Origin of the sequence: Pseudoalteromonas sp. MM17-2 (assembly GCF_022347945.1) — a bacterium.
Classification (GTDB): domain Bacteria; phylum Pseudomonadota; class Gammaproteobacteria; order Enterobacterales; family Alteromonadaceae; genus Pseudoalteromonas; species Pseudoalteromonas ruthenica.
Genome location: NZ_JAKRFV010000003.1, coordinates 204,273 through 219,675, shown reverse-complemented (window position 1 = coordinate 219,675; position 15,403 = coordinate 204,273). Strand labels below are relative to the sequence as shown.

15 protein-coding genes are annotated in these 15,403 nt (G+C 48.0%); 1 reads left to right on the top strand and 14 read right to left on the bottom strand.

Features of this window, described 5'->3' with window-relative positions; translation table 11 throughout:
* Window positions 1–13 precede the first annotated feature (13 nt).
* From MHM93_RS04305 to argC, 4 genes are read right to left on the bottom strand one after another with little or no spacing between them, the layout of a single operon-like run.
* Window positions 14–1,213, bottom strand: a complete 1,200-nt coding sequence (locus MHM93_RS04305) for an argininosuccinate synthase (protein WP_022943398.1) — start codon at window positions 1,211–1,213, stop codon at window positions 14–16.
* Window positions 1,214–1,222: 9 nt separating this feature from the next.
* Window positions 1,223–2,143 carry an ornithine carbamoyltransferase gene (locus MHM93_RS04300; RefSeq protein ID WP_239448161.1) on the bottom strand — a complete coding sequence of 307 codons (921 nt, stop codon included), beginning with the start codon at window positions 2,141–2,143 and terminating at the stop codon, window positions 1,223–1,225.
* 9 nt (window positions 2,144–2,152) lie between these two features.
* Complete coding sequence (gene argB / locus MHM93_RS04295) at window positions 2,153–2,926, bottom strand: acetylglutamate kinase (RefSeq protein WP_022943396.1); 774 nt, start codon at window positions 2,924–2,926, stop codon at window positions 2,153–2,155.
* A gap of 11 nt (window positions 2,927–2,937) precedes the next feature.
* Window positions 2,938–3,945 (bottom strand): N-acetyl-gamma-glutamyl-phosphate reductase, encoded by a 1,008-nt coding sequence (gene argC, locus MHM93_RS04290; RefSeq protein ID WP_239448160.1) that lies wholly within the window; start codon window positions 3,943–3,945, stop codon window positions 2,938–2,940.
* Between the two features lie 221 nt (window positions 3,946–4,166).
* On the opposite strand from argC, the gene argE reads away from it, so the two are divergent.
* Window positions 4,167–5,312 (top strand): acetylornithine deacetylase, encoded by a 1,146-nt coding sequence (argE, locus tag MHM93_RS04285; protein WP_239448159.1) that lies wholly within the window; start codon window positions 4,167–4,169, stop codon window positions 5,310–5,312.
* An 89-nt stretch (window positions 5,313–5,401) separates the two neighbouring features.
* On the opposite strand, the gene MHM93_RS04280 is transcribed toward argE, so the two are convergent.
* The 10 genes from MHM93_RS04280 to gpsA all read right to left on the bottom strand — a co-directional run bounded on the left by MHM93_RS04280 (window position 5,402) and on the right by gpsA (window position 15,402).
* The gene (locus MHM93_RS04280; RefSeq protein WP_045979281.1) at window positions 5,402–6,370 is read right to left on the bottom strand and encodes a phosphate ABC transporter substrate-binding protein PstS family protein; all 969 of its coding nucleotides are present in this window, start codon (window positions 6,368–6,370) and stop codon (window positions 5,402–5,404) included.
* 99 nt (window positions 6,371–6,469) lie between these two features.
* Complete coding sequence (gene phoR, locus MHM93_RS04275) at window positions 6,470–7,789, bottom strand: phosphate regulon sensor histidine kinase PhoR (protein WP_239448158.1); 1,320 nt, start codon at window positions 7,787–7,789, stop codon at window positions 6,470–6,472.
* Window positions 7,790–7,854: 65 nt separating this feature from the next.
* A complete protein-coding gene (phoB, locus tag MHM93_RS04270; protein ID WP_022943391.1) occupies window positions 7,855–8,544 on the bottom strand; it encodes a phosphate regulon transcriptional regulator PhoB in 690 nt (229 codons plus the stop codon).
* Between the two features lie 463 nt (window positions 8,545–9,007).
* On the bottom strand, window positions 9,008–10,072 hold the full coding sequence (fba, locus tag MHM93_RS04265; RefSeq protein ID WP_053909758.1) for a class II fructose-bisphosphate aldolase: 1,065 nt from the start codon (window positions 10,070–10,072) through the stop codon (window positions 9,008–9,010).
* Between the two features lie 138 nt (window positions 10,073–10,210).
* Window positions 10,211–11,386, bottom strand: coding sequence for a phosphoglycerate kinase (locus MHM93_RS04260; RefSeq protein ID WP_045979279.1), 1,176 nt, complete (start codon window positions 11,384–11,386; stop codon window positions 10,211–10,213).
* 37 nt (window positions 11,387–11,423) lie between these two features.
* The gene (gene epd, locus MHM93_RS04255) at window positions 11,424–12,434 is read right to left on the bottom strand and encodes an erythrose-4-phosphate dehydrogenase (RefSeq protein ID WP_022943388.1); all 1,011 of its coding nucleotides are present in this window, start codon (window positions 12,432–12,434) and stop codon (window positions 11,424–11,426) included.
* A gap of 116 nt (window positions 12,435–12,550) precedes the next feature.
* Entirely contained in the window at window positions 12,551–13,399 is an 849-nt protein-coding gene (ampE, locus tag MHM93_RS04250) for a beta-lactamase regulator AmpE (RefSeq protein WP_138587715.1), read from the bottom strand.
* Between the two features lie 18 nt (window positions 13,400–13,417).
* A complete protein-coding gene (gene ampD, locus MHM93_RS04245; protein ID WP_239448157.1) occupies window positions 13,418–13,990 on the bottom strand; it encodes a 1,6-anhydro-N-acetylmuramyl-L-alanine amidase AmpD in 573 nt (190 codons plus the stop codon).
* Window positions 13,991–14,034: 44 nt separating this feature from the next.
* Entirely contained in the window at window positions 14,035–14,292 is a 258-nt protein-coding gene (locus tag MHM93_RS04240; RefSeq protein ID WP_022943385.1) for a hypothetical protein, read from the bottom strand.
* Window positions 14,293–14,391: 99 nt separating this feature from the next.
* Window positions 14,392–15,402 carry an NAD(P)H-dependent glycerol-3-phosphate dehydrogenase gene (gene gpsA / locus MHM93_RS04235; protein ID WP_045979275.1) on the bottom strand — a complete coding sequence of 337 codons (1,011 nt, stop codon included), beginning with the start codon at window positions 15,400–15,402 and terminating at the stop codon, window positions 14,392–14,394.
* Window position 15,403 lies beyond the last annotated feature (1 nt).

Here is a 15,403-nt window from a genome sequence, read left to right as displayed (position 1 = left end):
GTTGCTCTCCTCGTTACTTCTTCAGTGCTGCAATTCTGCTTGAAAGTGAAAATAGCCGTATAAAGCCCTCGGCATGAGACTGGTCATACACATCGTCCTCGCCAAAAGTGGCAAAGTCTTCGCTGTATAAGCTGTTTTCTGACTGCTTTTGTACGGCGATTGCCTGACCTTTGTATAGTTTCACCACCACTTCACCATTGGCATGCTCGGCAAACGCATTGGCCGCCCCCAGAATCGAATCTTTTAAAGGCGTAAACCAACGGCCGTCATAGACCAAGTGCGCAAACTCTAGGGCAAAAGTGTCTTTCCATTTACGGCTCGCTTTATCCAGCACAAGTTCGTCAATAGCCTGCAAAGCGGCCATCATCACCGTGCCACCAGGTGTTTCATAACAGCCGCGAGATTTCATACCCACCAAACGGTTCTCAACAATATCGACACGGCCAACCCCGTGCACAGCAGCAATGTCATTGAGCTTTACTAAGCATTGATAGGGGCTCAGCGCTTCTCCATTTACGGCAACCACTTCACCGCGTTGAATGGTTAGCGTCACTAACTCAGCTTCATTTGGCGCTTGCTCAGGCGATTGCGTCATGGTCCATACTTGCTCGCTGGGCTGACACCAAGGATCTTCAAGCTCCCCACCCTCATGGGAGATGTGCCATGCATTGGCATCACGACTATAAATTTTCGTTGCCGATGCAGCGCAGGGAATATCTCGCTGCGCTAGGTAATCCAGTAACGACTCCCGGCTTGATAGATGCCACTCTCGCCACGGTGCAATCACTTTCAAATCCGGTGCCAACGCCGCAAAACAGGACTCGAAGCGTACTTGGTCATTACCTTTGCCGGTGCAACCATGAGAAAGGGCATCGGCACCCACTTTGCGGGCTATTTCAACCTGTGCTTTGGCAATAATAGGACGTGCCATTGACGTTCCTAGCAGATAGGTGCCTTCATATACACAGCCGGTTTTGAGCGTCGGGTAAATATATTCAGCCACCATCTGCTCTTTTAAATCCACTACGTAACATTCGGATGCCCCCGAAGCGATGGCTTTTTCCTCAACCCCTTCGAGCTCTTCGGCGCCTTGGCCCACATCGGCGACAAAGGCAACCACTTCACAGTCATAGTTTTCTTTTAGCCATGGCACGATGGCTGATGTATCTAGTCCGCCGGAATAGGCCAGTACGACTTTTTTAATTGCGCTCATTTCGGATCCTTAGCAAAAATTTGGGTTCAAAAGGGTTAATAGCAAGGCATTTTGCGCATACATACGATTTTGTGCCTGCTGAATAATTTTCGCCTGCGGCGAGTCCATCACTTCAGAGGTGATTTCAAACTCACGATGCGCTGGCTGACAGTGCAAAATAGTTTGCGCGCCGGTCATATCCACCAGCTGTTTATTGAGCTGATAAGGCAGATATTTATCTTTAACCTGCTGGAGCGGGGTGTCATCCCCCATCGACACCCAAGTATCGGCATAAAGCGCATTCGCCCCCACAGCGGCCTCGACTCTATCACTCACTAATACTGACGCGCCTTTGCTCGCGGCAATTTGCTCTGCTTGCTTTACAATTTGTGCATCTGGACCACTGCCTTTAGGGCATACAGCCACGAAGTCAGTCCCGAGGGTGGCGGCCAACAACATTAATGAGTGGGTGACGTTATTGCCCTCGCCGAGATAAGCCAGCTTGAGCTCGCTAACCTCACCGTGCACCTCTTGCAAGGTTAAAAAATCCGCCAATGCTTGGCAGGGGTGGTACAGGTCGCACAAAGAGTTCACCACCGGTTTAGATGAGAACTGTGCCAGCTCTTGCACTGTGCTATGGTGATTAACCCGCGCCACGATGGCATCGGCCCAGGTACTGATATTCAAAGCAAAGTCCTTTACCGACTCGCGGTTGCCCATGGCGCCATTTTGCTGATCTAAGTAGACCGCATGGCCACCGAGTTTATTGATGCCTATATCGAAGCTTAGGCGAGTTCTGAGGCTTTGCTTTTCAAATAAGGTAACCACCGATTTGCCGGCTAAAGCTTGGGCATAATCATTGGGTTGCGCTTTCATTTTTTGCGCTAGTGCGAGTAGCGCGAGTACAGCTTTGTCGTCCAGCTCGAGGCCGGTAATAAAATCATGTTTCATGGTCTGTGCTTACATTGTAATTTGCGTGCCAACATGCTCACCATTGAGCAATGCAACTAAGTTCTCTGGCTTTTGCCAGCTCGAAATGTAAACACCCCGTCGTAAATGCTGGGCAGCAAGAAGGCTGGTCTTTACTTTGACCTCCATCCCACCCGAGATAACTCCTTGGGCTATCAATTCATCTATTTGCTCAGCACTTAATTGGTGTAACGGCTGAGCGGATTTATCCAATACGGCCTCAACGTCGGTCATAAAAATCAATTCACCATCAAGTTGTTTGGCAATTGCCGCTGCGGCCTCATCAGCGTTCACGTTGAACCATTGTCCTTGCTCATCAAAACCAACTGAGCTCACCACGGGTAGCTTTCCCACCTCTAGCAAGGCTGGAATAGCCGAGCGAGCACCTTGACTACACTCACCCACCCGACCCAGTGCCTTGAGTTTTTGCTGCGCATTGACCCCGGCTTCGTATAAACTCAGCCCTGCAGGCTCAAGGCCATTGGCTATCGCTGCTCCCATCAATTGTTTGTTGGCACACCCAGCTAGGGCACCAACGATATAGGGCATTTGCTCGGCAGGACTGATGCGTAGACCTTGGTGCTTCGCCGTGGCAAAGCCCGCATCGTGCAGCCAGCGGTCAACCAGTGAGCCACCGCCGTGAACCACCACAAAACGGGTATCGGTCATGGTCGCCAAGGTTGCGAACAACGCTTGCACTGACTGCGGGCTGTTTAACAGGGCACCGCCCAATTTGATCACCCAAGTGGTGTTGCTACTCGTCATTATTTTCCTCTTTATACCAAACCAGTCGTTGGGTCTAATCCAGCGTTAATGTTCATACATTGCAGCGCTTGACCTGATGCGCCTTTTAGTAAGTTATCGATGGCAACACTGATAATCAGTTGCTGCTGTTGCAAGTGCCAACCAATATCAACATAAGGGGTTTGCGCGACGCCTTTAATTGATGCCAAACCACCAGCACCGAGCAGGCGAATCAAAGGTTCATCGGCAAGGCATTGATAAGCATCGGTGATGTCGTTAAGCGTGGTCCCTACATTTACTTGCGCGTATATGGTTGCCAAGATACCGCGATTAAAGTTTCCTAAATGCGGGGTAAATAGCACTGGATGCCCTAATGCTTGTTCAATCTCCGGAGTATGGCGGTGATTAAACACGCCATAAGGGGCCAGTGATACCTCGCAAAAGTGCGTGTTCATATTGGCTTTGCGCCCCGCCCCAGTCACCCCGGATACGGCATTAATGATCACTTTTTGCTGCGTCGCTAATAGCCCTGCTTGTTGAAGCGGTTTAAGGGCGTTTAGGCTGGCTGTTGGGTAACAGCCCGCCACAGCAACCAGTTGTGCATCCATAATGGCGCTGTTTTGCCACTCAGCTAGCCCATACACTGCTTGGCGCAATAGTTCAGGATGGGGATGATCAAAGCCATAGTACTGGGTATAGAGTTCGGCATCGGCAAGACGAAACCCGCCAGAAAGGTCAAAAACTTTAATACCCTGCTCGAGAAATTGTGGCGCTAATTCAACACTTACTTTGTGCTCGGTACACAGGCACACGGCGTGCGCATGCTGACCAATATCAGCTATAGCGTCGGCTGTTAGGCCCTGTAGTGGCATGTCTAATAACCCACGGTGCTGAGGATAAAGATCGCTGAGTTTTTTATCGCGATCATGACTCCCGGCAGAGACATAGCAGCCCTGCAAGACAAAATGAGGATGCTTGGCAACTAATTGCGCCAACTCAGCGCCGCTATAACCACTTGCGCCAATAATTACGATGTTCATGAAGATGCTCTTTTTTGGTTTAATCAAGGGCGAGATGCCCAACGCAACACACTCTCACACTAGGATTTCCTAGGTGAGCGGCTTATCGTCGTCGCGCCGTACAAAGGGGGTGATGAACCATTATAACCAAACCAATACTTATGCTTAAAAAGTGAATTGATATTCACTATAAAGACATTTATATTAATATGCAACAATCGCGAATAATTATTTGGAAATGTATGGCTCTTCCCGACTTTTTGCACCTTTACCGGGAGTTGATCGCTACCCCATCGATCAGTTCACTGGATCCGAAATTAAGCCAAAGCAACCGCGCCGTTATTGAACACTTGGCATCTTGGTGCGAGGAGCTGGGCTTTGCGTGTGAAATAAAACCACTCAGTACTGATGCCGATAAGTTTAATTTGATAGCGAAGCGTGGCCATGGCAGTGGCGGATTGATGTTGGCAGGGCATACCGATACCGTTCCTTTTGATCAAGGCCGTTGGAGTATGGACCCCTTCACTTTGAGCGAGCGAGATAATAAGCTCTTTGGCCTTGGCAGCATCGATATGAAAGGGTTCTTTGCTTTTGTGCTCAATGCCATCGCTGAGTTGAACGCGAGTAAGCAACAACAGCCGCTGATTATTCTTGCCACCGCCGATGAAGAAACCACCATGGCTGGCGCCCAAGAAGTGGCAAAGTATCCAGACTTAAAACCGGCTCGCTGCGTTATTGGCGAACCCACCGATATGACCCCTGTATTTACTCACAAAGGGCATATGACATCGGCGGTTCGTATCATTGGCAAAAGCGGGCACAGCTCTGATCCTGAGCGCGGCATCAATGCCATTGAAGTGATGCACTTGGTGATTCAAAAATTATTGGTTCTAAAAGAGGATCTTAAGAATAAATATTCAATTGAACATTTTGCCATTCCCTACCCGACATTGAACCTTGGTCACATACATGGCGGTGATAACGCTAACCGCATTTGCGGATGTTGTGAATTACAGTTAGATATGCGCCCGTTACCAGGATTGAGTATCGTCGAGCTGCAAGCCATGTTATTAGCGGCAACTCAGGACATCACTGCTCGCTACCCTGGCTGCGTTGAAGTCATTGATATGCATGACCCGATCCCAGCCTTTGCAGGGACCACTGATAGCGCGCTAGTGCAGCTGGCGCAAAAGATTTCGCAACAGCCAGCAATAGCAGTGAACTACTGCACTGAAGCCCCCTTTATTCAGCAATTGGGCTGTGAAACCATAGTCATGGGCCCAGGCTCCATCAACCAAGCACATCAGCCCGATGAATTCTTGGCCATGGACCGTATTGCTCCATCACAACGTATTATCAAAGAGCTTATTCAACAAAGTTGTTGGTAATACTGACTTCATGACGCACGGATAGCGAGCACAAAAAAGCCCCTCATGGAGGGGCTTTAAACTAATCAACAAGATTCAAAGATACAATGTTACTGTAAGCCTAAACGCTTAAGTTCACGCTCAACCATTTTGCTTGAAAGTGGCACATAACCATCTTTCTCAACAATTTTTTGACCTGTTTGTGATAGCACCATTTTTACAAACTCAGCATCGATCGGAGATAGTGGCTTGTTAGGGTGCTTATTCACGTAAACGTAAAGGAAACGTGATAGTGGATATTTGCCCGTTGCAACGTTATCAAGTGTTGCATCAACAAACTTATCGCCTTTTTTCGCCAGTGGCACCGTACGTACACCTGAGGTCTTGTAACCGATGCCTGAGTAACCAATCGCATTCACAGAAGAAGAGATTGACTGTACTACCGATGCAGAGCCAGGCTGCTCGTTTACGTTATTTCGGAAGTCACCTTTACATAAGGCTTTCTTCTTGAAGTAACCATAAGTACCAGATACTGAGTTACGACCATATAATTGAATATCTTTTGCCGCCCAATCACCCGTTAGGCCAACATCGCCCCAACGGTTAATCTGTTCGCTGGCGCCACATTTACGCGTTGAAGAGAAAATGGCGTCAACTTGGTCAATGCGCAAGCCTTCAATGGGATTGTCTTTATGTACGAATACCGCCAAGGCATCAATCGCTACGCGAATTTCTGTCGGCTTATAACCATGGCGCTTTTCAAACGCTTCGATTTCCTTTGACTTCATCTTACGGCTCATAGGGCCGAAGTTTGCCGTTCCTTCAGTGAGCGCCGGTGGTGCCGTTGATGAACCTGCAGCTTGGATTTGAATATTGACGTTAGGATAAATACGCTTATATTCTTCAGCCCAGAAGGTCATCATGTTTGCTAGCGTATCGGAACCAACCGATGAAAAGTTACCAGAGATGCCGCTCGTTTTTTCGTACTCTGGAATTGCTTTATCTAGAGCAACTGCCTGACCTGCTGTCAGGGCACTTACAGCAACCCCCATTGCAGCAACTAAGTTTTTAAATTTCATTGGGTTCTCCAATTTGTTCTTCCCGTGTTTCAACTGCTGTCATTGTGCATTGACAAGATGACAGTTAAATTACTTGAGTATTACAGTTTTATGACTTTGCTAATTTTGTACGTGTTCTTTTGCTGGTACTAACCAACTTGGTTCAAAGGCGAACCAAAAACACGAGCCTTTACCGACAACACTGTCAATATGCAGGTGTGAGTCGTGACGCGACAACACGTGTTTAGTAATAGCTAGGCCGAGGCCCGAGCCCCCCGTTTTCCGGCTTCGCGCTTTATCCACTCGATAAAAGCGCTCAGTTAAACGGTTGATATGTTCAGGTGCGATGCCCTCACCATTATCGGTCACGCTAAAGACCGCCTGACCGTCTTGGCGATACCAACGCACCGTAATTTCTCCCTCATCGGGGGTGTAGTGCACAGCATTAAATACCAGATTTGAAAACGCGCTGCGTAACTCATCGGCAGCGCCAACGATATCTAAGCTGCTATCGACATCAAAATACAGGCGGTGGCCTTTATCTTGATTCAACGATGTCGCTTCTGCTTCGATAACTTCCAACATTTTCGGCACATTGACTGGTTTATCATTGTCGTGTTTGCGTGCTCCTTCAATTCGCGACAGCGACAACAACTGATTGACCAAGCTATCCATTCGCTGACACTGCTCAATCATCGTGCCATGGGCTTTATCCCACATCGCTGGCGGTGGTAAGTTGTCGCCATCAAGCATCTCTAAGTAGCCGGTAACCACAGTTAAAGGTGTACGCAGCTCATGTGATACGTTGGCAACAAAGTCTTTACGCATCTGCTCCAATTGCTTAAGGCGAGTAATATCACGGACCACCATCATGATCTGTGATTGTGCATAGGGCATCACCCGAAATTCCAACACTTGTTCACCGGTGTGGGTTAAATCAAGCTCAAGGGCATCGTTGAATTGATGCTGCTGCATATAGCGGCTAAATTTGGGGTGTCGAATAAGGTTATCTATACGCTGACCATGATCAGTGGGCCACTGCAAGCCCAATAACCGCAGCGCTAATTGGTTACACCAGACGATGCTGAAGTCCTGTTGCAGCACAATCACAGCATCAGGTACGGCTTCGGCCCCCTCGCGGAAACGACGGATCAAGTCAGCCAGTTCATTGCGCTTTTTACGGTTGCGTTGTTGGAGCTGGTAAATTCCTTCGAAAACCTGCTCCCAAGCCCCTTCTCCCTCCGGTGGATTAAAGCTACGTTGGTTAATAAGCCAATCACTAAGGCGGTAAAGCTGGCGATAATGCCACAGTAACAATGTGATAGCGCCCAAAAATAGAAGCAAAAAAGGCGCGCCTACTAGCACGCCTATCAACAATAAAGGCAAGAAAAAGATAACTAAACGCTTGGTAAGTGTGCGTTTATTAACCACTCGGTACATAGACTCGCTCTACTTAAAACAATGTGTCATCGGCCTGATGCCGATGCAATGAGCAATAAAGATAGTTATACCTTGCTAGAAAAACGATAACCAGCACCACGCACAGTTTGTACTAAGCGGTCATGTCCCATGGGAGCAATTGCTTTACGCAGGCGACGAATATGCACATCAACGGTGCGATCCTCAACGTAAACATTGGTCCCCCATACATGATCCAGTAGCTGCTCACGGCTATATACTCGCTCAGGATGGGTCATGAAAAAGTGTAGCAAACGAAATTCGGTAGGCCCCATATCCAACTCGCTGCCATCGGATGTCACACGATGAGAAATAGGGTCTAAACGCAAGCCGTGTACTTCTATAGCCTCTTCAAGTGATGTCGGTGCCACACGGCGAATAACGGCTTTAATGCGTGCCATTAATTCTTTCGGAGAGAATGGCTTAGTCACATAATCGTCGGCCCCCACTTCTAGGCCTTTCACCTTGTCTTCTTCTTCACCTCGGGCGGTGAGCATAATAATGGGAATTGCGCGGGTATGATCGTTTTGTTTAAATTTCTTCGCAATCTGAATACCGCTGCCTCCGGGCAACATCCAATCCAGTAATACCATATCTGGGTAGGGCTCTACCATGGCTGCTATGGCAGAGTCGTAATCCTCAGCTTCAATGGCTTGAAAACCATTCTGTTCTAAAACAAACACCAGCATTTCGCGGATGGGCGCTTCATCATCGACCACAAGAACTTTACGTGACATTCCGTTTATCTCTTTCGCTTTATTGAACTGAATTTACTGATGTCATTATTATGACTTTTTGTGACAATTTTATGAAAGCGTACACCTTCAATGGAAATGCTGCAAAATTAAACTTGGGATCAAGACGTTAGGGGCCTTAAAAGCAAGGATCATAGTCTTACCAACTAAGCCGTTACAAGATCAGATTTATACCAAGTTGGCTATCAGTGGATCAGAGTTTTACCCATTGATCTGCCCTGAGATCACACTCTTACCAAGTGATGTTCTTTATGTGTACAAATATCGCTCAAACCTTGTTTAAATATCAACCACATATAGTTTCATTGCCTGAGCAGCGCGTAAGAACGTGATCCCATAATCAGTGCAGTTGATAAAAATATGATCCCACTATGATCCACTCAGTAAAATAGTGATCCATAAAAAAGCCCCGCTTATGCGGGGCTCATTAAAGTGGTGAACGCGACTATTTTATTTTTGCATCCAGTTCGCCGTTTAAGTAACGAAGGTGCATATCATCTAACGAGATAGGCTTAATCTTGTCGGCCTGGCCTGCTGTGCCAAAAGCTTGATAGCGATCAACACAAATTTCCGTCATCGCTTTCGTTGCCTCCGCTAGGTATTTACGCGGATCAAAATTCGCGGTGTTGTGCGCTAGGTGGCGACGAATAGCCCCTGTTGCAGCTAAACGTAGGTCGGTATCGATATTCACCTTACGTACACCATGCTTGATGCCTTCGACAATCTGCTCAACAGGCACACCATAGGTCTCTGGGATCTCACCACCGTACTCATTGATAATCGCTAACCACTCTTGTGGTACAGATGATGAACCATGCATAACCAAGTGAGTGTTAGGGATACGGGCGTGAATTTCCTTGATACGATCGATAGCAAGAATGTCCCCTGTTGGTGGGCGGGTGAACTTATAAGCACCATGTGACGTGCCACAAGCAATAGCCAACGCATCGACATTGGTTTTAGCAACGAAATCCGCTGCTTCTTCTGGGTCAGTAAGCAGTTGATCTTGTGTCAGCTTGCCTTCGGCGCCGATACCGTCTTCCTCACCTGCTTCACCGGTCTCTAGAGAGCCAAGTACGCCCAGCTCACCTTCTACCGATACACCACCAGCATGAGCCATTTCTACGGTACGACGGGTTACATCAACATTGTACTCATAAGATGAAGGCGTTTTACCATCTTCAAGTAATGAGCCGTCCATCATGACCGAAGAAAAGCCAAGCTGGATAGAGCGCTGGCACACGCCAGGAGACGTACCATGATCTTGGTGCATAACCACTGGGATATGAGGCCACTCCTCTACCGCAGCAAGGATCATATGGCGAATGAATGGGGCACCTGCATATTTACGTGCACCAGCTGAGCCTTGCACAATCACTGGGCTGTTTGTTTTATCAGCCGCTTCCATGATGGCACGCATTTGCTCTTGGTTATTAACGTTAAAGGCTGGCACGCCATAACCATTTTCTGCTGCATGGTCGAGTAGTTGACGCATACTGATCAAAGCCATTTCGCTTATCTCCAATTTTTGATAGCACCGAGACTATCTGGTTTTTGAACGGGATGAAGCTTGGTTTCCCCAAGCAAGGGCTTAATGCCCAAAACACAAGGCCGGCAAAGTGAGAGAGGCCGGCCTGGTGATTATTCGTTATTTTGCTCGCTCTTCAAGCATAGCAACTGCGGGTAGTTTTTTCCCTTCAAGGAACTCCAAGAAGGCTCCACCACCTGTGGATATATAAGAAATTTTATCCGCGACATTGTATTTATCGATGGCCGCCAAGGTGTCACCGCCGCCGGCAATAGAAAACGCTGATGATTCGGCTATGGCTTTAGCAATGCTTTGAGTGCCATTACCAAACTGATCAAATTCAAACACACCCACTGGACCATTCCATACAATCGTGCCCGCTTGCGCAATAATATCGCCAAGCTGTTTAGCGGTATCAGGGCCTATGTCGAAAATCATGTCTTCTTCGGTGACATCGGCAACCTCTTTGAGTTGCGCGACCGCAGACTCTGAAAATTCATTGCCGACAACCACATCCACTGGCACCGGAATATCACCGCCATTACTGCGAGCGGTCTCTGTTAGTTTCTGAGCCTCGCTAATAAGGTCTTGCTCGTACAAAGACTTACCTACCGGGTGACCAGCTGCAGCAATAAAGGTATTGGCAATACCGCCCCCTGTCACTAATTGGTCAACGACGTTTGACAGTGAGTCTAACACGGTTAACTTGGTCGATACCTTCGAGCCACCCACAATCGCAACTAGCGGACGCTTCGGGTTATCTAGTGCTTTACCGAGTGCCTCCAGTTCAGCCGCAAGTAAGGGGCCAGCACAGGCGATTGGGGCGTGAAGACCTACACCATGGGTTGAAGCTTGTGCTCGGTGTGCAGTACCAAAGGCATCCATCACATATACGTCACACAGCGCCGCAAGTTGTTTTGCGAGGGTCTCATCATTGGCTTTTTCGCCTTGATTGAAGCGCACATTTTCAAATACAACCACTTCATTGTCGCCAATCTCTACGCCATCGAGGTAATCTTTGGCAAGACGGACATTTTGTGACAAGGCATTGTTAAGATAGTCAACTACAGGAGCCAGTGAGTAAGCCTGGTCATATTCTCCCTCGGTAGGACGGCCAAGGTGAGACATAATCATCACTTTAGCGCCTTTTTCAAGGGCGAGCTTGATGCTTGGTAGCGCCGCACGCAAACGAGCATCTGAGCTTACTTTACCGTCTTTGATTGGCACATTGAGGTCTTCACGGATCAGCACCCGCTTCCCGGCTAAATCTAAATCCGCCATCTTAATGACCGACATTCTCTTCTCCTTAGTTATACGTTTTATTCATTTGCGTTTATTGGCGCATCCAGGCTGCACTGGTGTCTAACATACGATGGGCAAACCCCCACTCGTTGTCACACCATACCAATAACTTTATCAACCGTTTATGACTAACCCGTGTCTGTGTACCGTCTATGATACAAGAATGGGGATCATGGTTAAAATCAACAGATACCAATGGCTCCTCGGTATAATCCAAAATACCTGCCAAGCGCCCATGTACAGCCTTAGCAATCGCTTGGTTAACATCATCTAGAGAAACATCAGTATTTACGGTGACACTCAAATCCATCGCCGTCACATTGATGGTTGGAACACGTACGGCTATCGCTTCAAAACGGCCATGAAATTTGGGCAAAATACGTTCAATGCCCCGCGCTAGCTTAGTATCCACTGGAATAATAGACTGGCTAGCCGCCCGGGTACGTCGTAAATCATCGTGATACGCATCGATCACTTGTTGGTCGTGCATAGACGCATGAATAGTGGTGATAGCGCCTGACTCAATGCCAAAAGCATCATCCAATACTTGAATCACCGGAACAATACAGTTTGTTGTGCACGAGCCATTGGAAACAATGTGCTGCTCACTGTGAAGCACATCATCGTTGATGCCATAAATAATCGTTGCATCAACATCAGCATCTGCGGGTTGAGAAAACAATACTTTTTTAGCGCCTGCCTGAAGGTGCTTTTGCGCATCCTCACGGGAATGGAAAACCCCAGAACACTCCAAAACGATGTCAACGTCATGCTGGTGCCAAGGCAAAGCGCTCGGGTTTTGCTCGCAGTACAAGGCGATTTCATCACCATCAACGACTAAAGCTTGCTCACGAAGCTCGACAGGAAAGGAAAACCGCCCATGGGCAGTATCATATTTTAGTAGATGGGCTATGCCCTCAGGTTTGGCCAATTCATTGATTGCCACAATCTCGAACTCGTGGCGACGTTCACTCTCATACAAAGCGCGTAAAATGTTACGCCCTATTCGCCCAAAGCCGTTAATCGCAAGCTTTATTGCCATAATTACAGACTACCGCCATCAAAGCAGACACAGGTCTAAGAAGAATGGCGGCTATTGTAATCGACTCGCGCTCTGAGTGTAAGGGGTGCGCAAAAATAAAACGCTGATAGAGGGAGTTACGACAGGCCGCCAAACAAAGTAAGTAAGGCTATCAGTGCCAAGAAAAATAACACATTGCGTTTTACTAAGCGGATCATGCACTGCGCTTCGATGGTGCAGCCATAGTGAGCCAGTTCTATCTGTTCAGCGGCCAAGGCTGTTTCGGTAATAACTTGACGATTGCTGACTCTAAAATCGAGCACATGGCGCAACCAGCATTGCGTGCCTTTGCTAAAGTTACCAATCACCAAGTAGCCCAAACTGGCAATTCGTGCAGCAGGCCATTCAAGCCAATGACCGACACGAGCTAACAATGTATGCTGTTTTGATAGAGGATGGGATGTCTGCTCACTGTCATCTACGCAAGTCCGTACCAAGGCATAAAAAACGGCCCCAGGTGCGCCCAGTACAACAAACCAAAAGATCACCGCACAATAAAAACGAAAATTGACCCACGCTAAAGTTTGCGCAAAGGTTTCACCACCGCTTTCATTTTCAGTACGTTTTTGTCCCATTTGCAACGCATACAAAGTGGCCGCTTCACCGTCGTCTCGGGTCAGGGCATTGAGGTAGCCCTTATAATTCGCGCGCATGTGCGCGCAACCAAAGCAGATGAGTATGACCAGCGTATTGACCGCTAATTGCCACAGAATAAAATCACTCGCGTGCACAAAGACAGCAATAACTAAGGTTGGCACTAATAACCACAGCAATAGTCCAATGCCGTTATGCAGCTGTTGCAAGCGCGACAACAGGGGCGCACTTTTGCGCTCATACCAGTGCGCATAGGTCGCTATTTGCCAACGCGCTGAGCGAGCGCCTAAGCGTTCAGCTATTAATGCAAATAAGATTGATATCAAAGTCATGGCGACTACTTTGCTCGCTTAAGTTGACCTTAGTTTATCGCAATCTTGGGCAAAAGTAAGGTCAAAAAAATGTTCCCAATCAAAGCCTTCACCGGGGTCTGTTTTTCGCCCGGGAGCAATATCGCTGTGACCCACAATGCGCTGTCTATTCAAATGCGGATAGGTACGTAATAAGCTTTTTGTTAATTGCGCCAAGGTGAGATACTGCGCTTGGGTGTAGGTGGACTTGTCGGTGCCTTCTAGTTCAATGCCGATGCTAAAGTCATTACACCGCTGGCGCCCTTCGAATTGTGATACTCCAGCATGCCAAGCACGTTGCGTAAATGGCACATATTGGCGTAACTTCCCATTTCGATCGATCAAGCAGTGCGCTGACACACTCACGCCTGCGAGTGAGGAAAAACTCGGATGTGCTTGGCAATCGATCTGCCCTGCGAATAAATCATCAATATAGGGTGTACCGTACTGGCCCTCAGGCAGTGAAATGCAGTGAATCACCAGTAAGGACACTTCACTTTGCGGACGCTCATCATAATGCGAACACGGCAACTGCTGCGCCTGTTTGCATATGCCCAAATCATCTATATCCATGTTTTTCGTTTATAAAAACTTGATTGTGCCTGCATGGTAAGAGGCTAAGAATCACTGCGCAAGTTGATCTGGGGAGAAAAGTTACACTCGCCAGTGTGATTGACACTGACCAACTCATCATCGCGGCGCAGCACCGCCAACCGCCGGTGTTTACTGATGGTACGAACAAACTCGAGCTCAAAGCCCATTTTGGTGAGCGCATATACCTTATCTACCTGTTCGCCGGTCAAGTTCGCATAATGTTCGCGAAACGTCCTTTGACCACTGCGGCGTTCGCTATCTGCTTTTTTCGCCTGTGCCATGGTATTAATCCGTTGGGAATCCCTTTCCAATATAGTCGAATTTGCTCATAAAAAAAGCGCCATGCGATTGCATCGGCGCTTTTTACTTCATTTTAGTGCTTACTCTGCACGCTGCTCGCGCCCTAAAAGAGCCATAGCAGCTTCTTTTACATTCTTATTTTCATATAAGACTTGGTAAATTTGCTCAGTAATTGGCATCTCGATACCGCTGCGTTTAGCCAGCATATACACTTCTTTGGTGTTACGGTACCCTTCTACGACCTGGCCTATTTGTTGCTGCGCAGAGTCGACATCGAGCCCCTGCCCTAAAGCTAGGCCAAAGCGACGGTTGCGCGACTGGTTGTCGGTACAGGTAAGAATCAAATCACCTAAACCTGCCATGCCCATGAAGGTTTCCGATTTGGCACCCAGTGCACAACCCAATCGGCATAACTCCGCAAGCCCACGTGTGATCAACGCGGTTCGAGCATTGGCACCAAAACCAAAGCCGTCAGAAATCCCGGCCCCTATCGCAATGACATTTTTCACCGCCCCACCTAACTGGATGCCGATGAAATCATTGTTTCTATAAACCCGGAACGAGCGTCCACAGTGCAACAAACCCGATAAGCGTTCACAAAACTCATCACTGGTGGCTGATACCGAAATAGCGGTAGGTAAACCGGCGGCCATTTCTTTGGCAAAGGTTGGCCCCGATAACACCGCTAAATCCATATCTTCGCCAAGATGCTGCTTAGCAACATCTTGAAGGAGACGACCGGTGTTCGGTTCCAAACCTTTAGTTGCCCAAGCAACCTTGGCACCGCTGCGTAGCATGGGTGCGATGGTCTGCAATAGATCCGCAAAAGCATGGCTAGGTACGACCACCAAAACGATGTCGCTACTGGCAACAGCTGTTTGCAAATCACTTTGCATCTCTAGGCTATCAGGAAAAGCGATATCACCGAGGTACTGCTGATTCTTTCGCTCATCGGCTAAACGCTGTATATGGTCGCTATTGCGGCCCCAAAGAGTCACTTTGTGACCGTTTCGAGCAAAACAAATAGCAAGGGCGGTGCCATAAGACCCCGCCCCTAAAACCGTAACAGCGCTGGATGCTGAAGTGGTCATG